At 44.5% G+C, this 20,214-nt stretch carries 16 protein-coding genes; 11 read left to right on the top strand and 5 right to left on the bottom strand.

Going from position 1 to position 20,214, the window contains the following annotated elements; genetic code table 11:
• The first annotated feature begins 81 nt into the window (after nt 1–81).
• The 3 genes from NH462_RS09110 to NH462_RS09100 all read left to right on the top strand — a co-directional run bounded on the left by NH462_RS09110 (nt 82) and on the right by NH462_RS09100 (nt 4,416).
• Entirely contained in the window at nt 82–1,098 is a 1,017-nt protein-coding gene (locus NH462_RS09110; RefSeq protein ID WP_010372246.1) for an aspartate carbamoyltransferase, read from the top strand.
• Nucleotides 1,099–1,110: 12 nt separating this feature from the next.
• Nucleotides 1,111–2,391: a glutamate-1-semialdehyde 2,1-aminomutase gene (hemL, locus tag NH462_RS09105; RefSeq protein ID WP_069023007.1), complete on the top strand. Its 1,281-nt coding sequence runs from the start codon at nt 1,111–1,113 to the stop codon at nt 2,389–2,391.
• Nucleotides 2,392–2,574: 183 nt separating this feature from the next.
• Nucleotides 2,575–4,416: a methyl-accepting chemotaxis protein gene (locus NH462_RS09100; RefSeq protein ID WP_253105471.1), complete on the top strand. Its 1,842-nt coding sequence runs from the start codon at nt 2,575–2,577 to the stop codon at nt 4,414–4,416.
• Between the two features lie 42 nt (nt 4,417–4,458).
• Here NH462_RS09100 and mrcB read toward each other — a convergent pair whose 3' ends face one another.
• The 4 genes from mrcB to NH462_RS09080 form a co-directional block, all read right to left on the bottom strand.
• Nucleotides 4,459–6,780 carry a penicillin-binding protein 1B gene (gene mrcB, locus NH462_RS09095; protein ID WP_253105470.1) on the bottom strand — a complete coding sequence of 774 codons (2,322 nt, stop codon included), beginning with the start codon at nt 6,778–6,780 and terminating at the stop codon, nt 4,459–4,461.
• Between the two features lie 161 nt (nt 6,781–6,941).
• Entirely contained in the window at nt 6,942–8,171 is a 1,230-nt protein-coding gene (locus tag NH462_RS09090; RefSeq protein WP_253105469.1) for an ammonium transporter, read from the bottom strand.
• Between the two features lie 13 nt (nt 8,172–8,184).
• Nucleotides 8,185–8,523, bottom strand: coding sequence for a P-II family nitrogen regulator (locus NH462_RS09085; protein ID WP_010372259.1), 339 nt, complete (start codon nt 8,521–8,523; stop codon nt 8,185–8,187).
• A 189-nt stretch (nt 8,524–8,712) separates the two neighbouring features.
• Nucleotides 8,713–9,942: a diguanylate cyclase gene (locus tag NH462_RS09080; RefSeq protein ID WP_010372263.1), complete on the bottom strand. Its 1,230-nt coding sequence runs from the start codon at nt 9,940–9,942 to the stop codon at nt 8,713–8,715.
• 275 nt (nt 9,943–10,217) lie between these two features.
• On the opposite strand from NH462_RS09080, the gene NH462_RS09075 reads away from it, so the two are divergent.
• The 5 genes from NH462_RS09075 (at nt 10,218) to serA (ending at nt 15,026) form a co-directional block, all read left to right on the top strand.
• Entirely contained in the window at nt 10,218–11,729 is a 1,512-nt protein-coding gene (locus NH462_RS09075) for a carboxypeptidase (protein WP_010372266.1), read from the top strand.
• 138 nt (nt 11,730–11,867) lie between these two features.
• Nucleotides 11,868–12,401 (top strand): hypothetical protein, encoded by a 534-nt coding sequence (locus NH462_RS09070; protein ID WP_010372269.1) that lies wholly within the window; start codon nt 11,868–11,870, stop codon nt 12,399–12,401.
• Nucleotides 12,398–13,039, top strand: a complete 642-nt coding sequence (locus NH462_RS09065) for a 5-formyltetrahydrofolate cyclo-ligase (protein WP_253105467.1) — start codon at nt 12,398–12,400, stop codon at nt 13,037–13,039. Before NH462_RS09070 ends, NH462_RS09065 begins: the two co-directional genes overlap by 4 nt.
• Nucleotides 13,040–13,131: 92 nt before the next feature.
• Nucleotides 13,132–13,785 (top strand): ribose-5-phosphate isomerase RpiA, encoded by a 654-nt coding sequence (rpiA, locus tag NH462_RS09060; protein ID WP_253105465.1) that lies wholly within the window; start codon nt 13,132–13,134, stop codon nt 13,783–13,785.
• 11 nt (nt 13,786–13,796) lie between these two features.
• The gene (gene serA, locus NH462_RS09055; protein WP_010372278.1) at nt 13,797–15,026 is read left to right on the top strand and encodes a phosphoglycerate dehydrogenase; all 1,230 of its coding nucleotides are present in this window, start codon (nt 13,797–13,799) and stop codon (nt 15,024–15,026) included.
• Between the two features lie 226 nt (nt 15,027–15,252).
• Here the strand turns inward: serA and mdh are convergent, their stop codons facing one another.
• A complete protein-coding gene (gene mdh, locus NH462_RS09050) occupies nt 15,253–16,185 on the bottom strand; it encodes a malate dehydrogenase (RefSeq protein WP_010372282.1) in 933 nt (310 codons plus the stop codon).
• Between the two features lie 241 nt (nt 16,186–16,426).
• Here mdh and argR point away from each other — a divergent pair, with 241 nt between their 5' ends.
• The 3 genes from argR to NH462_RS09035 all read left to right on the top strand — a co-directional run bounded on the left by argR (nt 16,427) and on the right by NH462_RS09035 (nt 20,170).
• A complete protein-coding gene (gene argR / locus NH462_RS09045; RefSeq protein ID WP_010372285.1) occupies nt 16,427–16,894 on the top strand; it encodes a transcriptional regulator ArgR in 468 nt (155 codons plus the stop codon).
• A 403-nt stretch (nt 16,895–17,297) separates the two neighbouring features.
• Nucleotides 17,298–17,909 (top strand): OB-fold-containig protein, encoded by a 612-nt coding sequence (locus NH462_RS09040; RefSeq protein WP_010372286.1) that lies wholly within the window; start codon nt 17,298–17,300, stop codon nt 17,907–17,909.
• An 83-nt stretch (nt 17,910–17,992) separates the two neighbouring features.
• Entirely contained in the window at nt 17,993–20,170 is a 2,178-nt protein-coding gene (locus tag NH462_RS09035) for a hypothetical protein (protein WP_253105463.1), read from the top strand.
• Nucleotides 20,171–20,214: the final 44 nt, after the last annotated feature.

The raw sequence follows: 20,214 nt of genomic DNA, 5'->3' as shown, positions 1-20,214 counted from the left end.
AACCGCCCACAATCTGCGTGTTATCTGGTTGGGTGAGCGACCTTGCAACCCGGTAGTCAATTTGTCTTTAGGAATCGCCAAATGTTCAGTTTCCAAGGTGAAAACATTCTTTCTGTCAATCAATTAGACAGAGATTCAATTGAACACATCTTCTCCATTGCCAAAAAAATGGAACCCTATGCTAAAAAGCAAAAACGTACCCAAGTACTTAATGGGGCGATTTTGGCAAATCTATTTTTTGAACCAAGTACGAGAACACGCGTAAGTTTCGGCACCGCATTTAACCTGCTGGGCGGCCTAGTTCGTGAAACCACAGGTATGCAAAGCTCAGCACTGGCAAAAGGCGAATCTTTGTATGATACCGCCCGTGTGATTTCAGCTTATGCTGACGCCGTGGCAATGCGCCACCCAGACGCAGGCTCAGTAGCCGAGTTTGCAACTGGTTCCGATGTTCCTGTCATCAACGGTGGCGATGGCCCTAATGAGCACCCGACTCAAGCACTGCTGGACTTACTGACGATTGACCGAGAGCTTAGCCGCTTTGGTACCGGAATTGACGGCATGCACATCGCCCTAGTCGGTGATTTAAAATACGGCCGCACCGTGCATTCTTTATCAAAGTTACTGAGTCACTACAAAGATATCCGCTTTACAATGGTTGCACCGGATGGCTTACAAATGCCTCAGTCTATTTTAGATGTCGTAGACAATGCCGGTCACCGTATAGAAGTCGTGTCTAAGATGGAAGGCAATTTAGCTGCCGATATCGTTTACCAGACTCGTATTCAAGAAGAGCGTTTCCCTTCTCAAGAAGAAGCAAACAAATACCGTGGTGGCTTTAGGATCAGCCAAGCGATTTATGACGCTCACTGTAAACCTAGCTCAGTATTAATGCACCCGTTACCTCGCGACAGCCGTAGCGATGCAAACGAGCTAGACAACGACCTAAATAATAACGACAACCTAGCTATCTTCCGCCAAGTTCAAAATGGTGTATTGATCCGTATGGCACTTTTTGCCCTAACGCTAGGTGTTGAAAACCAAGTGGAAAAACACGAGGTAGAAGTACCTTGGTTTAGCCGCAAACGTGAAAGCTAAAAAGGATCGACAATGACAATCAGTCAAGACTTATTCAAACGCGCCCAAGACTCAATCCCTGGAGGCGTTAACTCTCCTGTTCGCGCTTTTAATGGTGTAGGTGGTACGCCACTATTTATCACCAAAGCCGAAGGCGTTCACACCTTTGATGCCGATGGTAAACAGTACATTGATTATGTGGGTTCTTGGGGCCCGATGATCTTAGGTCATAACCATCCTGAGATTAAACAAGCAGTGCTTGAAGCGGTTGAAAATGGCCTATCGTACGGCGCGCCGACAGAAACTGAAATCCTAATGGCGGAAAAAGTAAAAGCGCTAGTACCATCTATTGAAAAAGTACGCATGGTAAGCTCTGGTACAGAAGCGACCATGAGCGCTATTCGCCTTGCTCGTGGTTACACCGGCCGCGATAAGATTTTAAAGTTTGAAGGCTGTTACCACGGTCACGCTGACTCTTTGCTTGTTAAAGCAGGTTCAGGAGCACTTACCATGGGCGTGCCTAACTCCCCTGGTATTCCTGCCGACTTTGCTAAGCATACGTTAACGGTTTCATTTAATAACCTTGATGAAGTAAAAGCAATTTTTGAGCAGTACAAAGATCAAATTGCCTGTGTGATCATCGAGCCTGTTGCTGGAAACATGAACTGCATTCCACCGGTAGAAGGCTTTTTAGAAGGCCTGCGCGAAGTATGTACTGACAATCAAAGTGTGCTTATCTTTGATGAAGTCATGACGGGCTTCCGTGTTGCTCTTGGTGGTGCTCAACAGTACTACAACATCACCCCAGACTTAACCTGTTTAGGTAAAGTGATTGGTGGCGGTATGCCAGTGGGTGCGTTTGGCGGTAAAAAAGAAATCATGGATTACATCGCCCCAGTTGGCCCTGTTTATCAAGCGGGCACGCTATCTGGTAACCCAATTGCCATGGCTGCTGGTTTAAAAGCGCTAGAGCTACTTTCAAAAGAAGGGCTGCACGCAGAGCTTGAAGCTAAGAGTAAAGCCCTGTGTGAAGGCTTCCAAGCGGCTGCTGATGAAGCAGGTATCGCGCTTACGACTAACTATGCAGGTGGTATGTTTGGCTTTTTCTTTACTGACGCTAAGAAAGTAACCAGCTATCAACAAGCAACTGAATGCGATCTAGAGCGCTTCAAAAAGTTCTTCCACCTGATGCTAGATGAAGGCGTTTATTTAGCCCCATCTGCATTCGAAGCGGGTTTCGTGAGCACAATGCATTCTGACGAAGAAATCGCTAACACTATCAATGCTGCAAAGCGTGCATTTGCCAAGTTGTAATCACAGATTACAACCCATATTAGTTTGTATTTAAAAAGCCCGCTCAGGGCTTTTTTTGTTTTTTCAGCTACGCTTTGAATAAGCTTTTCAGAAGCTTCGGTCTATTTAACCTAGGCTCAAGTTATTTAGGCGCACTTAGTTAATAACGCTGTGCAAAGTTAAAACTATCATACAGAGGAAGTGATGGCTGGATTTAATACACTAATTAATCCTGCAACCCGTTTGATGGCGCGGTTGCGATACAAAACCAAAATGGCCGTTGTATTTGGTATTTTATTACTACCGCTAAGCCTCAGCTTGTTTTTTCTAAACAGTGTACTTAACCATTCTATTTCTGTCAGTGAGATGCAGAGGCAAGGGCTCACGCTTTACCCTAGTATGTTGGAAAACATTTTAGCGGGTAAAGCTTCCGATAATTCAATTTTATTGCAACGCGCTAAACTACCTAAAGTGAGCGCCGCTGGCGCAAGCGCCCTTGAGCAGCTCTCTATTGCCTCTCAACTAGCCGTCGATGATGATCTTGGACGCAGTTACCTGAATCGCACGCTTGTTGAGTCTGCGCCAAGACTCATATCGCAAATCAATCAAATTGAGGCGCAGGCACGCGATATCATCAGTAGAGGCAGTTTTACTCCAGATAGTTTTATTGCACTGTCCAATTTAAACAAAGGATTACCTGGCGTCACGACACAATTTTCAGGCAAACTTAACATTGCTATCAATGATAACCAGCAACTCAAAAAGCAGCTTAGTCAGCCCTTAGCTGAGCTTGAGTCTAGCCTCTCTGATTACCAGCAAGCGGTGAAAACAGGCTTGTTAGATCCTGATGAACTGGCACTCTCACAAGCGCAATTTAACCGTTACTACCAAAGTGCAAGTGATGCTATCAAGCAGTTTGTTAATGTTGCAACACCCACGCTTGCCGCGCTTGTCGCTGAAAAACAAAACCAGCAACGGTGGATCAGAAACACCGTTGCCTTGGCTTCACTACTCGCACTGATCATCGCTATTTATCTTATGGTTGGCTTTTACTCCTCGGTCATGGGCACCATCACGATTTTCTCACATGCCGCACAGAGCGCTTCTCGAGGGGATTTAAGTATCAAAGCACAGACAACTGGCTCCGATGAGCTTAGCCAAATTATTGAACAATTTAATGCGGTACTACATGCCTTTATCTCTTTACTTGGTAACGTTCGATTAAGTAGTGACGAGCTACAGCAAGCAACGAGAACACTCAATAAGATAAGCCAAGATACTGAAAAGGATGTCGCCCAGCAGGAGAATAAAATCCAGTCTATCCACCACTCACTCGAGAATATGGCGCAGTCCGCTCGCTCGGTTGAGGATGCCGCATTTAGCGCAACAGAGCTAGCCTCCGTAGCAGCCAAACAAGTAAAGCAAAGTAGCTTCAATACCACAGCCCTTGCACAGCAAATGACCGAACTACAAGCTGAGTTTCAACAAAGTCGTGCAGCCTTAGATAAGCTAGCGGAAGACACGCAAAACATTAGTCAGGTGAGCTCCGCGATTAGAGAGATTGCCGAGCAAACCAATTTACTCGCGCTCAATGCCGCAATTGAGGCTGCTCGTGCAGGTGAACAAGGCCGAGGATTTGCGGTGGTAGCGGATGAGGTTAGAACGCTTGCGCAAAGAACGCAGCAACAAACGGAAGAAATACACAATATTATTCAATCTTTACAAGCTGCATCCAGAGACACGCAAGACAAAATGCGCAGCAGTGAAGACAATATGGCACAAAGTGTTATCGCCGCGAATGATACCAATGAAGTCCTACAGCACGCAGAGCAAAGCATGCGAGACATAGATGAACAAGGGAAACTGATCAGTCAGTTAGTGCAACAACAAACCCAAGCGACCGAACACGCATTGAATGAATCATCTGAGATCAGTAACTTAGCACAGCATACTCTGGGTTCCGCAAGAGCGGCCCAAAGTGATGCACAAAAACTTGGCAAGCTCTCACAAACTTTAAATAAAGAAATCGATAAATTTAAAGCTTAGAGACTGGCTAGGGTCAACAAACCCTAGCAGCCAGTAGTTTGCTCAACACCCAGGTCTTGGTTCGAACATGCTCTCTCTAATAGGTAGCTGCAATACAGGACCACAACTCGGAGGCGACTGCTTACCCGTTTTCGGATTGATAAACGCCCAGCGAATGGATTTTGGACGCTCATCAACAATCGCTTGTGGGTTTAGTGGTTTTAGGTAACGAATATAGAGCTCAAGCGCCCCTTGGCTGCCCGTTAATCCCGTTGGCTTGTTATCATCACGACCAATCCAAGCAACGGTGACCGTATTTTGGTCAAAACCGGCAAACCAGCTGTCTCTTAAATCATTACTCGTCCCCGTTTTCCCTGCAAGTTGAATTGAGGGGAAATGAAGATTGAGGCGTTTTGCCGTGCCTTTTTTAGTTACGCGCTTCATGCCATATTTCGTCATGTATACTGCATCGCTGTCTAGCGTTTGGCTTTTTTGTACAGGATGTTCGTATACCAGCTTACCCAGTGAATCGGTGATAGCCATGACGCTGGTCAACTCGCTCTGCTTACCATCTGCAGCAAGTGTGGTGTAGGCCTCTGCAACATCAAAACTGGATAGCTCTAACGCGCCCAACAATAAAGAAGGATAAAGTGGAATCGACTTAGAGACACCAAGCTCATTCAAAGTTTGTGCGACTCGATTAACACCCACATCCAGACCAAGGTTTACCGCTGGAATATTGATGCTATTGCTGAACGCTTCAAACATTGGCACTTGGCCTCTGAATTTATGATCAAAGTTCTCTGGAGACCAAACCTTACCTGAACCGTCGGTCACTTCAAGGGGACTGTCATCAAGTAGCATGCCCAAATGGTAGTTTGGATTCGACAAGGCACTCAAGTAAATAGCAGGCTTGACCAGTGAACCTATATTGCGCTCGGTGTCTAACACTCGATTAAAACCTGAAAACTTCAACTGACGACCAGCAACTAACGCCGATACACCCGCTTTTTCAACATTAACTGACAGCATTGCAGTTTCTAAATCTTCCGTTTTAAAGCGGCGCTCTAAGTAAGGCAAGCCCTTTTTAACGGCATCTTCCATCGCCGTTTGCTTTTGTAAATCGAGATAGGTAAAAATCCGAATTCCAGAGTCGACAATGTCATCATCAGGCACCAGTTTCTTTAACTCGCGATTCACCAACTCCAAATATCCAGGATAAGACTGCATACGGCTCGCTTTTAAAGGCTGTACGTCAATCGGCCTTGCCAGCGCTGCGCGGTACTCAGGCGTTGTGATAAGGTCGTTTTCCACCATTAGCCTTAAGACTAAATCACGTCTTTCCATTACCCGCTCAGGGTAGCGTCTTGGGTTATAAAAAGACGGCCCTTTCACCATCGCGACTAACATAGCGACTTGGTCAAACTCAAGCTCGTCCACCGGCTTACCAAAATAAAAATCGGCCGCAAGCCCCATACCATGAACGCCTTGATTATAGGCTTGCCCCAAAAACACTTCGTTCAAATAGGCTTCGAGGATTTCATCTTTGCTGTAACGGAAATCTAAAATCAATGCGATGAACGCTTCATTCACCTTGCGGATTAAGGTGCGATCTCTGGTGAGATAAAAGTTCTTTGCGAGCTGTTGCGTAAGCGTACTGCCACCTTGCACGGTTCGCCCTGCTTTGATGTTGGCATACAGCGCACGTAAAATAGACAGCGCAGAAACACCATGATGTTGGTAAAAGTCTCTATCTTCTACCACCAGCAGCGTTTCTTTTAAAATATTAGGAAATTTATCGAACGGAACAAACTCTCTGTCTTGCCGAGATTCATTGCCGATCCGAGCAATCTGCACTGGTTCTAAGCGAGCGTCAGCTAAGCGTCGACCTTGATTATCAACAATATTGGCAAGCTTCTTACCAGCAAAATTAAGCGTAAAAATACGCGCGGTTTCTGGGCCATCGTAGAATTCGAACGCGCGACGATGGATGGTGATTGTGCGACCTTGAACGGTATATTGACCGGTACGGCTGATACGATTTACACGGGAATAATTAAGCCGCTTCAGCTCCCACAGCACTTCATCCTCATTAAGGAACTGATCAGGAAAAAACTGCATCGATCTGGCATAAACCTGCACGGGAAGTTCCCATTTATTGCCTTCAAACTGGCGGCTTATTTTGGCGTCTAAGTAGATGATATAGATTGCTACAAGGAATATCGCCGCAATAGTCCCCTTCCAAAAGAAAGACCACAACGTGCTCAGTACACGGCCTTTAATTCTTTGCATCTTAGAACCGTTTTGCTGGGTATTGTTTTTACGCGAAGTGTTCGCTTTGACGTTTGAATTTTTGGCAGGTGTTCTTTTCTTTTTATCCGTCATGACCCAAGTAAAACTAAAAAATGAATCGCAAGATGGTAGGGTAACCTAAATTAACAACTGCTGAAAGTAGAATAATATTTATAAAGAAAAGTGAGCCCTGCTGGACTCACTTTGTTTAGACAACGAGAACTTTACAATATTGACCGAGAGCCAAATTGGTATTACTGTCCGCGAACTGTCACGAACTCGGGATAGGCATCTACGCCACAATCATGTTGATCCATACCGCTTAGCTCTTCTTCTTCACCAACGCGGATCCCCATGCTCGCTTTCAATACACTCCAAACAATATAAGAAGCAATGAAAACAAAACCTAAAATAGTGATAAGTCCCACAGCCTGACCTTGGAAAGTAGCGTCTGAGTTTGAAAATGGCACCATCATCACACCCAGCGCACCGCAGATACCGTGAACAGAGATAGCACCGACAGGATCATCAATTTTTGCTTTATCTAGCGCAACGATACTAAACACCACCAATGCACCGCCTATGGCACCGAGGATAAGCGCTAATACAGGTGTTGGAGAGGCAGGTTCTGCGGTAATGGTCACTAGACCTGCTAGTGCACCATTAAGCACCATAGTTAAATCCGCCTTGCCCCACATTAATTTACACACCAACAGTGCAGCAACCGCACCTGCAGCCGCCGCCGCATTGGTATTTAGCATGATTTGGCTGACCGCGATGGCATTTTCTTTGTCGGCAAGGAACAGTTGAGAGCCACCGTTAAAGCCAAACCACCCCATCCACAAAATAAATGTGCCTAGTGTAGCTAGTGGCATGTTGGAACCAGGAATTGGGTAAATCTCACCATTTTTGCCATATTTTCCTTTGCGCGCACCTAGTAACAGAACACCCGCTAGTGCCGCAGCAGCACCGGCACCATGCACAATGGCAGAACCGGCAAAGTCAACAAAGCCAAGCTCAGATAAGAAACCACCGCCCCACGTCCAATAGCCTTCTAACGGGTAGATAAAACCAGTTAACACCACACAAAATGCTAAAAACGCCCACAATTTCATACGCTCAGCAACAGCGCCCGAGACAATTGACATGGCCGTTGCAACAAATACAACTTGGAAGAAAAAGTCGGATTGCAGTGCATGGTCGGCATCCTTAGCAGCACTGCCAATGAGCGCGCCAAGACTTGGTAAAACCCCACCTTCGGCATTATTCACATACATGATGTTGTAACCAATAAGCAGATACATAGTACAAGCAATAGCGTACAGTGCGACGTTCTTGGTAAGGATTTCAGTGGTATTTTTTGAGCGTACTAATCCCGCTTCAAGCATAGCGAAACCGGCAGCCATCCACATAACTAAGACGCCAGAGATCAAAAAGTAAAAGGTATTTAATGAAAATTTTAGTTCTATTATTGTATTTTCCATTGCTCGGCTCCCCTTAAATGGCTTCTTCATCAAGTTCGCCGGTACGGATCCGAACAACTTGGTCTAAGTCGTAAACAAAGATTTTTCCATCACCAATTTTTCCAGTGAACGCAGCCTTTGTAACCGTTTCCACAACGCGCTCGGCGTTTTCGCTTAACGTTGCAATTTCTATTTTTATTTTTGGAATGAAATCGACTTGATATTCTGCACCGCGATACAGTTCGGTGTGACCGCGCTGACGTCCAAACCCTTTAACGTCAACGACCGTCATGCCTTCAATCCCCAGATCGGCTAACGCTTCACGCACCTCATCCAGTTTAAATGGTTTTATTATTGCACTTATCATTTTCATGCTGAGTCCCCTTAGGACAGTTGATCCTGTTGTATGCAGTAATCCAACCTTTATGCCAAATTTTTTATTCCTTAATTAACAATGAATTAAAGTGGGAGGTGGAATTTAACGCATAAAAAATGCACCATCTAGGTGCATTGATATTAAGTCTGAACTGAGTTGGTGCATAAACACCCAAATAACGAAAAGCTAATGCGCGATAACGCAATTTCGTTGTTTGTCCTTCGCTTTATAGAGCGCTTTATCAGCTTTGCGCATTACTTCGCTTAAACTCTTTGATTGGCAAGCCGCGAGGCCAATACTGATGGTGCAATAATGCTTACCCTCAGGAATTTTAAATGCTTGCTGTGCAAGGCGCTCTCTAAAGTCTTCTAGCATGTGCTTTGCCATCTTCATATCTGAGCTTGGAATAAGCAAAGCAAACTCTTCCCCACCAATACGTGCGACAATGTAGTGACCAAATGCACTACGCAGTAAATCAGCAACTTGTTTAAGTACATCATCACCGCTTTCATGACCATATTGGTCGTTAATAGATTTAAAATGATCGAGGTCTAACAATGCCAATATATGCTGGCTCGGTTTGTTTTTGATTAAACGCTCTGCTTGCTGACAGAAATAACGGCGATTATAAAGTCCTGTTAAATAGTCTCGATGCGCATATTCTTTGATTTCTGCAATCAAATTGAGCTGCTCCATCGTCTGCATGATACGGCAATGAAACTCTTCACTCATAAAAGGTTTTGCCAAAAAGTCATTGGCGCCGTATTTGATAAACTTAGCTGACAAACCATGACTTCCCGCGCCAGATAGACCTATAATCGCCAACTCATCTCGTCCGCGACTATTACGAACGGATTTCACCAACTCAAAGCCATCCATCGTCGGCATCGCAAAGTCTGTCAGCAGCAGTTTAATTTCATGGTCAGATAGCAACATCTCCAATGCCTGTTCGCCATCTTGCGCCTCAAGCACTGTAAATAATTGCTTTTCAAGCATTTGCTTCATTACCGCGCGACTGATCACAGAATCATCGGCGATCAGCGCCTTGCAACCTTGGTTTCTTAACAGTCTAGATGCTAACTTGACCGCGTATAGGTATGAATCACGGTTGTCTTTAATCACATAATCCACCACGCCCATTTCAAGCATTTGCTGGCGACTATATTCATCTATTTTTGAGGTCAGCACCACAGTGGGAATTTTGTGGCTAAGCGTGAGCTGCACGACCTCTGCGTCCATCGCATCGGGCAGCGTTAAATCTACCAGCGCCAATGTATATTGGTGCTGTGCTAAGAAGTCCTTACTTTCCTTGAGGGACCAAGCAAAATCGATTTCGACATCTAGATGCTGAGCAGCAAGGTGTCGCAATACCTGTTGTACGACTTTACTGTCTTCAACAATTAAAATTCTTTGCATGGATTGAGATCTCTTAAGTACAACGAGAAGCGCAGTGAAACAAGAATTTAACGGGGCTAAATACTTTATTACTACATAATAAAGTACTAAATATACGCGAATCTTGCACTAAAAAAAACCAAATCGGCTCAAATTCGTTACTTTTCGACAAATGAGGTTACAACAGTCTATTTTCAAACCTGCCGTTTTTTTTGTTGAGTTTGTCTCAATGGCTTTGAATTTCAGATGAAATACTTCTTTAATGCAGACATACCTAATGCAATACCGAGGAAGCAATGAAAAAACTACTACCACTATTGCTCGTGAGTTGTGCCCTGCTCTCAGCGCCAAGCATAGCTGAAGAGCACAACCGCGCAATTGAGATAGATCATAAAATAACAACTGAGCATAGAGCCGAAATAAAAGGTGAACGTATTAACTACACCGCAACAACAGGCACGCAGCCGGTGTGGAATGAAAACGGCGATGCAGTTGCAACGTTGCATTACACCTACTACAAACGCACAAAAATTAAAGATATGAGCAAACGTCCGCTGCTGATCTCATTTAACGGTGGTCCGGGCTCTGCTTCCGTGTGGATGCACATTGCCTATACTGGCCCAAGAGTATTAAAAATTGATGACGAAGGATATCCACTGCAACCTTACGGTTTGAAAGATAACCCATATTCAGTGCTAGATGTTGCCGATATTGTTTATGTAAACCCAGTCAACACAGGTTATTCTCGCGTACTCAAAAATGCTGAAGGTAAATATCCGAGTAAAGCCGAACAAACAAAGATGTTTTTTGGCGTCAACGCGGACGTGAAGTACTTAGCCGAATGGCTCAATACATTTATTCATCGCAATGAGCGTATGCTTTCCCCTAAGTACCTGATTGGCGAGAGCTACGGCACGACTCGAGTGTCAGGTCTTGCGCACGCGATGCAAAACAATCAGTGGCTTTATCTCAATGGCGTGGTGTTGGTATCTCCTACAGAAATCGGCATTAAACGAGAAGGTCCGGTTGAAGTGGCAAACCGTTTACCGTATTACGCTGCTGCCGCTTGGTATCACAAGGCGTTATCTTCTGAATTACAGAATAAAGATTTGCTCGAAGTACTTGCAGAGGTTGAACAATATACGGTTGATCAGTATCTTCCCGCACTCGCCAAAGGCGCATTTATCAGCGCCCAAGAAAAACAAAGTGTGACACAGGCCGTTGCTAAATATAGTGGCTTAAGCGAACGCTTTGTAGCTCAAAACAACCTAGATATTCCTACTGCAGCGTTTTGGAAAGAACTGTTGCGTGACCGTGGCTATACACTTGGTCGGTTGGACTCACGCTATCTTGGTATTGATAAAAGAGACGCCGGTTCTCGCCCTGATTATTGGCCTGAGCTGACCTCTTGGTTGCACTCATTTACGCCAGCGATTAATCATTACTTCGCAACGGAGCTCAACTATAAAACCGATGTAAAATATAATATGTTTGGTTCAGTTTACCCTTGGGATAACAGCGATAATAATGTCGGTGAGCAATTACGATTAGCAATGGCACAAAACCCTTACCTAAACGTGATGATCCAATCTGGCTATTACGATGGCGCAACGAATTACTTTGATGCCAAGTACAATATGTGGCAGCTCGATCCGAGCGGAAAAATGCGTGATCGCTTAAGCTTTAAAGGTTACCGCTCCGGGCACATGATGTATCTGCGTCATGAAGATTTACAAAAGTCGAACGAAGATCTCCGCGAGTTTATCTTAAAAACAACCCCCAAAGCGGATCAGTCTGCGCTTTACTAAATTCCCAACCCATTGTGGCCGCGCAAGCGGTCACTTATCTAATGCTCACCAGATTGTAAAAATTTCCTTTTATCCTTCTACAGTTACCTATAATCTAGATATACTCAATACTATCTCTCTACAACTTAGGCACGCACCATGAACGAGCAGTTTAAAGTCGTCTTCGTTGGCATGGCCGACGGTAAGGATCAACAAAGCGCCGCTATCGCAATTGCAGACAGGTTGAAAACCTCACCCTCAAAGATCCAGCAATTTTACGCTGGCAAAAACTTGTTTGCTCCTGCAGATAAAGCCAAAGCACTAAAACAGGTAAAATTACTTGCAAGCGCGGGGATCAATGCCAAGCTACAAAGCCAAACAGCCGCTACTCCAACCAACGCAGATCAAGAGCGCGTATTTGAAGCGTTGGATTACATCACCAGCAGTCTAATACGCATCGAAGAGCGATTAGAGGAACTTGAGCAACGCGTAGCACCAACTCCCCATACTAAAATAGAAGATACAACAGACGAAGAGTGGGAAACGAAGGAGCTATTTGATGAGCTAGACTTTGAGCCTAGCCCTCCGGCTAAATCTAAGACTTGGCTATATTACCTGCTCGCTGTATTAATTATTTTATTTATTCTACTTGGTGTAAGTTTGTTTTTCCCTGAGTGGCTCGCGTTAGAATGAGTAAAACTAATAACAACATAAATAAATCTCAAGTTACTCGTGCTGATTTGAGAAAAATGATTAGAAACGCAAGAAACTCGCTATCAGCAGAGCAACAGAAGGCAGCCGCGGCACACCTTAACATTAATTTTTTTCAACAAATAAAACTTCCTAAAAATGCCAATGTTGGGGTCTATATTCAAAACGATGGAGAACTAGATACATCCCTTTTAATTCAATCGCTTTGGGATAAAAAACACCAAGTTTTTCTACCCATAATCCACCCCTTTAATCATGCTAATTTGCTCTTCCAGAAGCATGAAAAAAACTCACCCATGAAGGCAAATCGCTATGCTATCTTGGAACCTAAGTTAGATTGTTCAGCAGTGGCACCGCTTGCATCATTGGATTTCCTTTTGATGCCTCTGGTTGCTTTTGATGAGCAAGGTAATCGCCTCGGTATGGGCGGTGGGTACTACGATAGAACATTAGCGTTACACTACGCTGAGCAGCGAGCTAAACCAGCACTTGTTGGTCTTGCTCATGATTGCCAGCAAGTTCCAAGCTTACCAACAGCAGCTTGGGATGTACCGCTCCCAACTATCCTCACTCCAACCCAACTATACACTTGGCCAAAAAATAATTTAGCAGGCAAATAGTTAAGCGCACTTTGAGGCACTTTTGACCATGACGCTGACACTTTGATTGAGTTATACTCCATACAACTTCAATGACAACTAAGTGTAGCGTTATGACTCAAGATGAAATGAAAAAAGCCGCGGCATGGGCAGCTTTGAACTATGTAGAAGAAAACACCATTGTTGGGGTTGGTACAGGCTCAACGGTAAACCACTTTATTGATGCGCTTGGCAGTATCAAGGATCAAATTAAAGGGGCAGTATCAAGCTCTGAAGCTTCAACAGAGAAGCTAAAAGCACTTGGTATTGAAGTTTTCGAGCTAAACGATGTGTCAGAGCTTGCGGTATATGTTGATGGCGCAGATGAAATCAACAGCACCAACGAAATGATAAAAGGCGGTGGCGCAGCACTGACGCGCGAGAAAATCGTTGCAGCTGTTGCCAAGAGATTTGTTTGTATCGTTGATAATACAAAGCATGTTGAGACGCTAGGCGCATTTCCACTACCTGTTGAAGTGATCCCAATGGCGCGTAGTTACGTGGCAAGAGAGTTACTAAAATTAGGTGGCGATCCAGTTTACCGTCAAGGCGTTATCACTGATAACGGCAATGTCATTCTTGATGTGCATGGCCTAGAAATTAGCGCAGCAAAAGCGCTTGAAGAAAAAATTAACCAGATTGTTGGCGTCGTGACTAATGGCTTATTTGCCGCGCGTGGCGCTGACGTTGTAATAACAGGCACTCCAGAAGGGCCTAAAATCAACTAGTGAGATTACAGATGAGCAAGGTTTCGTTATCAAAGGATAAAATTCGAATTTTGTTGTTAGAAGGCGTGCATCAAAGCGCTGTTGAGACGCTAAAGCGCAACGGTTATAGCAACATAGACTACGTTAAAACATCCTTACCGGAGCCTGAGCTGATCGAGCGGATCAAAGATGCTCACTTTGTCGGGATCCGCTCACGTACCCACCTTACAGAAGCAGTTTTAGAACAGGCTGAAAAGCTGGTCGCGATTGGCTGTTTCTGCATCGGCACCAACCAAGTGGATTTGGATGCTGCTAAAAAACGCGGTATCGCCGTATTCAACGCACCATTTTCTAACACCCGCTCTGTGGCTGAACTCGTCTTAGGTGAAATTCTCTTGTTATTGCGCCGTGTTCCTGAGCGTAACGCAAAGGCGCATCGCGGTGAGTGGGATAAATCTGCCGATGGTTCATACGAAGCCCGTGGTAAAACGCTGGGTATTATTGGTTATGGTCACATTGGCACCCAGCTTGGCATTATGGCTGAGAATATCGGGATGAACGTCGAGTTTTATGACATCGAAGATAAGCTCACGCTCGGCAACGCAACGCAGTTACACACGCTAACGCAACTGCTACAAAGAGCGGACGTGGTCAGTTTGCATGTACCAGAGACATCACAGACCAAAAACCTTATCGGCATGGCTGAAATTGAAGTGATGAAACAAGGCGCAATCCTAATTAACGCATCACGTGGAACGGTTGTTGATATCGACGCCTTAGCTGAAGCTTTAGCCGCGAAGAAACTTTCTGGCGCTGCTATCGATGTATTCCCCGTTGAACCAAAATCTAATCATGAAGAGTTTGTCTCACCACTACGCGAGTTTGACAATGTACTGCTAACCCCACACGTTGGTGGTTCTACCCAAGAAGCACAAGAAAACATTGGTGTGGAAGTCGCGGGTAAGTTGGCAAAATATTCAGATAATGGTTCAACAGTCACGGCAGTTAACTTCCCAGAAGTTTCTCTACCTGAATTATCAAACCGAAGTCGTTTATTACACGTACACGTAAACCGCCCAGGCGTACTAACGCAAATCAACCAAGCGTTCGCTCAGCACGGTATCAATATTGCGGCGCAATACCTACAAACGGATGAATCTATTGGTTACGTAGTTATCGACGTCGATAGCGACCACTCTGAAGTAGCACTGAAAGAGTTAAGTGCGGTTGAAGGAACTATCAGAGCACGTATTCTTCACTAATACCAATTGAATTAATTCTCTAATCAATTTGAAGGGTGAAATAGCATATTAGCTTCGTTAAAAATTTCTCATTTAGAACAACTAAATAGCAAAATTTTTGCCTTGCTACTAAAGCTATTTCCCCGCTTCAAGATAGATCATTTACTTAATACAACTGGTATAAGAAGAATCACACATAAAAAAACCAGTCGCTGTGAAGTGACTGGTTTTTTTGTATCAATTTGGCTTACGCCATGAAATCAACACCTTCTTTGATGTCTTTTTCAAGTGTCGCTAGCATGTCGTCTTTTGCTTTTTGCTCAAACGCGCTTAGCTCACCGTAAGGAAGTAACTTCTCTACACCGTTTTTACCAAGGATAACCGGCTGTGCAAAGAATGTTGCATCGCCTGTGTTACCTTCAACGTATGCGTACTCAAGTACTTCTTCACCTTGTAGACCTTTCACTAGTGAGAAGCAGAAACGTGCTGCTGCTGCACCCATTGAAAGTGTAGCTGAACCGCCACCCGCTTTAGCTTCAACCACTTCAGTACCCGCGTTTTGGATACGAGTCGTTAGTGCAGCAACTTCTTCGTCAGTGAACTCAACACCTTCAACTTGAGAAAGCAGAGGTAGAATTGTAGTACCTGAGTGACCACCAATTACTGGGATCTTAACTTCAGCAACGTCTAGACCTTTAAGCTCTGCGATGAAAGTTTCAGCGCGGATAACGTCAAGCGTTGTTACACCGAATACGCGAGCTGGATCATAAGTACCTGCTTTTTTGAACACTTCAGCAACGATTGGTACCGTGCCATTTACTGGGTTTGTGATGATACCAACAAGTGCTTTAGGGCAGCTTCTAACGATACCTTCAGCAAGTGTCTTGATGATACCTGCGTTAACGTTGAATAGGTCAGCACGGTCCATACCAGGCTTACGAGGCATACCAGCAGGGATAAGCACTACGTCAGCACCAGCAAGAGCTGGGTCTAGGTCGTCTTTACCATAACCCGCTACTTTTACCGCAGTTGGGATGTGAGATAAGTCAACTGCAACACCAGGTACAACAGGTGCAACGTCATAAAGCGCTAACTCAGAGCCAGCTGGAAGACCATTTTTAAGCAATAAAGATAGAGCTTGACCGATACCGCCAGCGGCACCTAATACAGCAACTTTCATTTGAATTCTCCATAATTTGAAGGTGGAATTGAGTGTGCAGTAAAGATAATGAAAAGCGCTGTTAAACACAAATTAATCACGGTTATTTTCGAGATTTTTTGACTAATGTCTTAAATAAAAGTGTAAAGATCGCGACACTTTGTACACTTATGCTTTACGACTGCCATTTTGGTCGCGCAAATTTGGGAATCTCGGCGGTTTTGTGTAGAATTTAAAGATTAGCCGTAAAAGAAGACAGACTATGCAGCCGCAAGAAAAACAAGAAGCACTGATCAAAGCATTTAAAGCCATTTTAAAAGAAGAAAACTTTGGCTCTCAAGGTGAAATTGTTGATGCTCTAAAACAACAAGGATTTGACAACGTCAGTCAGAGCAAAGTGTCGCGCATGCTGAGCAAGTTTGGTGCTGTGCGTACACGTAATGCCAAACAAGAAATGGTTTACTGCTTACCCGCCGAAATGAGCGTACCAACAGCAAAAAGTCCTTTACGTCAGTTAGTCGTTGATATTATGCACAACGAAATGATGATTATTATTCGAACCAGTCCTGGTGCTGCACAGTTAATTGCGAGGCTACTTGACTCATTAGGCACCGCAGACGGCGTATTAGGTACCATCGCTGGCGATGACACGATTTTTATTGCCCCTGCCAAAGTATCTGAAATCGACGTTACTTTAGATAAAGTAAAAACTCTGTTCGATAACGTTTAGTCTATTATTTTTATCGGTGCTAACTCACAGGTTAGCACATACTCTGATACTCTAGCTTCTACGAACACGCTTCCCGACTATCACGATAAACAGAATAAATTGCTTAACTTTACAGCAAAAAACGTTTGACATAATATGTCTAACTGTGGCAACTTTAGAAACACATGTGAGGCTTTCTCACAACGCATGGATGGTTTTTAAGCTGATTGACTAGCTTCTCGGATTTGTTTCCTACAGTGTCTCCGTCTTACCGGACACGAACGCTATTCGCTTCACTCAATCATCTCACATTCTATGATGCGGAACTCACCGCTTGATACACACAAAGACACCTTACGGCGCTGAGTGGACAATTCACTTACTTAACCGCTTAAAAGGAAATGCAAGGAACTAAGGATCAGCAATGGAATTTTTAAATACTGCATTTACGTTTCCCACTGTTATTTTTTCAACACTACTACTGATAGTGTTGTTGTTCTGGCTAATTGCTTTACTCGGTTTTGCTGATATCGATATCTTAGAAGGCGATGTTGATATTGAAACCGAAGGCGCAAGCTCTGGTTCTTTTTGGGAAGTCGCTTTTGGCGGCGTCCCTGTGAGTATTTCATTGAGTTTAATCATCGCGCTGGGCTGGATTGTCAGTATTTATGTACAACAGTTTTTTGCTTACCTACTAGGCAATGGCATTTTCTACTACCTGATGGGCACGGTATTTATGCTTGTTAGCCTCATTGCTGCATTACCACTAACCGCCGTCATTGTAAGACCATTACGACGCTTTTTCGAAAGCCAAGAAACCACATCAAAGCAAGCGCTGGTTGGGCTCGAATGCGTTATTGCAACATCGAGAGTTAGCAACACGTTCGGTCAAGCCAGAGTATATATTCAAGGAACAGAGCAACTCATCGAAGTGCGCTCGGATGAAGATAACACTTTCACACTAGGAGACAGTGCCTTACTTATCGAACATGACACCCTTACACATAGCTACACGATTGTGGCTAAACCTTGGTAATAGTACGGAAAATAACGGAATTTAGGAACGAGTTGGTATAGCTAATACCAGCTCAAACAATATAGCGCAACGCAGGAAAAAACATGGAATTTCTAAACAACCTCGGACCGGTGCTCGCAATCGTGGGCATATCCATCGTCATTATTTTTGCCATTCTACTTCTGATTGGAAAGTTCTACCGCAAGGTTGAACAAGGTCAGGCATTGATCATCAACAAGATGAAAAACGAGCCGGATGTCACGACTACAGGCGGCATTGTGCTACCTGTGATCCATAAAATGGAAGTCATGGATATTTCAACTAACCGCATGGTATTGGAGCGTCGTGAAAACAGCGGCCTGATCTGTAAAGACAATATCCGTGCCGACATCGCCATCACTTTTTACATTCGCGTAAACGAAAACAAAGAAGATATCCTACGCGTTGCTAAACAAGTTGGCTGTGCCCGCGCATCGGCACCAGAAACCTTACAAGCATTATTTGAGGCAAAATTCTCCGAAGCCTTGAAAACCGTTGGTAAGCGCATGAATTTTGAGGAGCTATTTACCCATCGTAATGAGTTCCGAGATTCTATTAAAGAAGTGATTGGACAAGATTTATCTGGCTATACGTTAGAAGATGTGGCGATTGATTATCTTGAACAAACCTCTATCGACAAGTTAGATCCAAATAACATTCTTGACGCTGAAGGTATTCGCCGTATTACCGAAAAAACCTCACGCCAAAACGTGGAAACGAACCAACTTAAATGCGATGAAAAAGCGCAAATCGACAACCAAAATCAAGCAGCCTTTGAAAAAGCCGCAGAAGTCGAGCGCCAACGAGAAGATGCCAGCGCGAGACAGCGTCGTGAAATCGAATCGGTGCGCGCTCGCGAAGCCGCAGAAGCTGAACGTGTTAAGCATGAAGAGCGCTTAAAAGCCGAAGAAGCACGCCTCAAAGCGGACGAAGCAATTGCAATTGCAGAGCACAATAAACAGCGTGAAATCGATGTTGCAGAGCAAAACCGCCTTCGCTTACTCGGTATAGAAGAAGAAAAAGTCACGCGTTCTCGCCAGATTGAAATTATCGAACGTGAGCGTGAAACCGAAATACTACGTATTCAAAAGGCCAAAGCGCTAGAAGTTGAACGTAAAGAGATTGCCGATGTTCAGCGTGAACGGGTTGCCGTTGAGAAAACCGTTGCCGAGGAACAAGAGCGCATCAAAGACGTGCAACGTATTGCTGAAGCCGAGCGTGAAAAGCAAGCGAAAATTATTCTTGCTCAAGCTGAGGCCGAAGAAGCGTTGGTTAAAGATATTGAAGCGGCTAAAGCTAAAGAGCAAGCTGCCGAATTTAAAGCCCGTGAAATGGAAAAAATGGCCGCAGCAGAGCTACGTATTGCGAACCAAACCGCAGAGTCGAAGAAAATTCTTGCCGAGGCTGCTCAGGTTGAAGCTGCTGCACCTGGTCTTGCAGAAGCCGATATCATCAAGGCTAAAGCCGCAGCAAGTGCGATACAGGGTGAAACAGACGCCAAAGTGCTACAGCAAAAGCTAGAAGCCGAAGCACAAGGTAAACGTGATATTGGCCGCGCCGAAGCCGATGTACAGGCAGCAATGGCAGAAGCAACTAAGAAGCAAAGTGAAGCCGAAGCGCAAGGCAAACGTGAAATTGGTTTGGCAGAAGCTGAGGTTCAATCAGCAATGGCTGAGGCAATTGAAAAACAAGGTGAAGCAGAAGCTATCAACCTTGAGCGTAAGATGTCAGCAGAAGCCAAAGGCCTTACAGAGAAGCTGGAAGCACTGAATAAGATGGATAAAGACGCCCGTGAATACGAAGGCTTCACGCTACAGTTAAACCAACAGAAAGAGCTGACGCTTGCGAGTATCGAAGCGAACAAGCAGGTTTCTGCAAGTCAGGCTGAAGTATTAGGTAAAGCACTGAGCGGTGCTGATATCAACTTTATGGGCGGCGACGGCCAGTTCTTTAACCAATTTATGAATGCCATCACAGTGGGCAAGTCAATTGACGGCTTAGTCGGCGAAAGTAAGACGGTACAAACCGTATTTAAAGATCACCTAAACGGTGAGCGTAATTTGATGGACGACCTAAAAGGGGTGTTGGCTGGTGCTAATGCGTCGTCGGAAACGCTAAAAAACATCAACATGAGTAAGTTCTTCCAACAACTAAGCAATAGCTCAGATGCGGACAAACAGCAGCTACTCAAGTTACTTGGCGGCTCGTTAAATGGCAGTAAACAAAGCGAACCACTAGAGTAATTAACCCTGAGGAGTCAATCTGCTTGGCTCCTCTCCCCCATTTG

The organism is Pseudoalteromonas sp. OANN1 (assembly GCF_024124685.1).
GTDB lineage: Bacteria > Pseudomonadota > Gammaproteobacteria > Enterobacterales > Alteromonadaceae > Pseudoalteromonas > Pseudoalteromonas piscicida.
This window is presented reverse-complemented; position numbering and strand designations above follow the sequence as displayed.

Bases quoted from the DNA above. Each gene is read 5' to 3' on its own strand.
- mdh (WP_010372282.1), bottom strand. From the start codon at position 16,185: ATGAAAGTTGCTGTATTAGGTGCCGCTGGCGGTATCGGTCAAGCTCTA.
- NH462_RS09065 (WP_253105467.1), top strand. From the start codon at position 12,398: ATGAGTAAAACTAATAACAACATAAATAAATCTCAAGTTACTCGTGCT.
- NH462_RS09090 (WP_253105469.1), bottom strand. From the start codon at position 8,171: ATGGAAAATACAATAATAGAACTAAAATTTTCATTAAATACCTTTTAC.
- NH462_RS09085 (WP_010372259.1), bottom strand. From the start codon at position 8,523: ATGAAAATGATAAGTGCAATAATAAAACCATTTAAACTGGATGAGGTG.
- rpiA (WP_253105465.1), top strand. From the start codon at position 13,132: ATGACTCAAGATGAAATGAAAAAAGCCGCGGCATGGGCAGCTTTGAAC.
- NH462_RS09070 (WP_010372269.1), top strand. From the start codon at position 11,868: ATGAACGAGCAGTTTAAAGTCGTCTTCGTTGGCATGGCCGACGGTAAG.
- NH462_RS09100 (WP_253105471.1), top strand. From the start codon at position 2,575: ATGGCTGGATTTAATACACTAATTAATCCTGCAACCCGTTTGATGGCG.
- argR (WP_010372285.1), top strand. From the start codon at position 16,427: ATGCAGCCGCAAGAAAAACAAGAAGCACTGATCAAAGCATTTAAAGCC.
- hemL (WP_069023007.1), top strand. From the start codon at position 1,111: ATGACAATCAGTCAAGACTTATTCAAACGCGCCCAAGACTCAATCCCT.
- serA (WP_010372278.1), top strand. From the start codon at position 13,797: ATGAGCAAGGTTTCGTTATCAAAGGATAAAATTCGAATTTTGTTGTTA.
- mrcB (WP_253105470.1), bottom strand. From the start codon at position 6,780: ATGACGGATAAAAAGAAAAGAACACCTGCCAAAAATTCAAACGTCAAA.
- NH462_RS09040 (WP_010372286.1), top strand. From the start codon at position 17,298: ATGGAATTTTTAAATACTGCATTTACGTTTCCCACTGTTATTTTTTCA.
- NH462_RS09080 (WP_010372263.1), bottom strand. From the start codon at position 9,942: ATGCAAAGAATTTTAATTGTTGAAGACAGTAAAGTCGTACAACAGGTA.
- NH462_RS09075 (WP_010372266.1), top strand. From the start codon at position 10,218: ATGAAAAAACTACTACCACTATTGCTCGTGAGTTGTGCCCTGCTCTCA.
- NH462_RS09035 (WP_253105463.1), top strand. From the start codon at position 17,993: ATGGAATTTCTAAACAACCTCGGACCGGTGCTCGCAATCGTGGGCATA.
- NH462_RS09110 (WP_010372246.1), top strand. From the start codon at position 82: ATGTTCAGTTTCCAAGGTGAAAACATTCTTTCTGTCAATCAATTAGAC.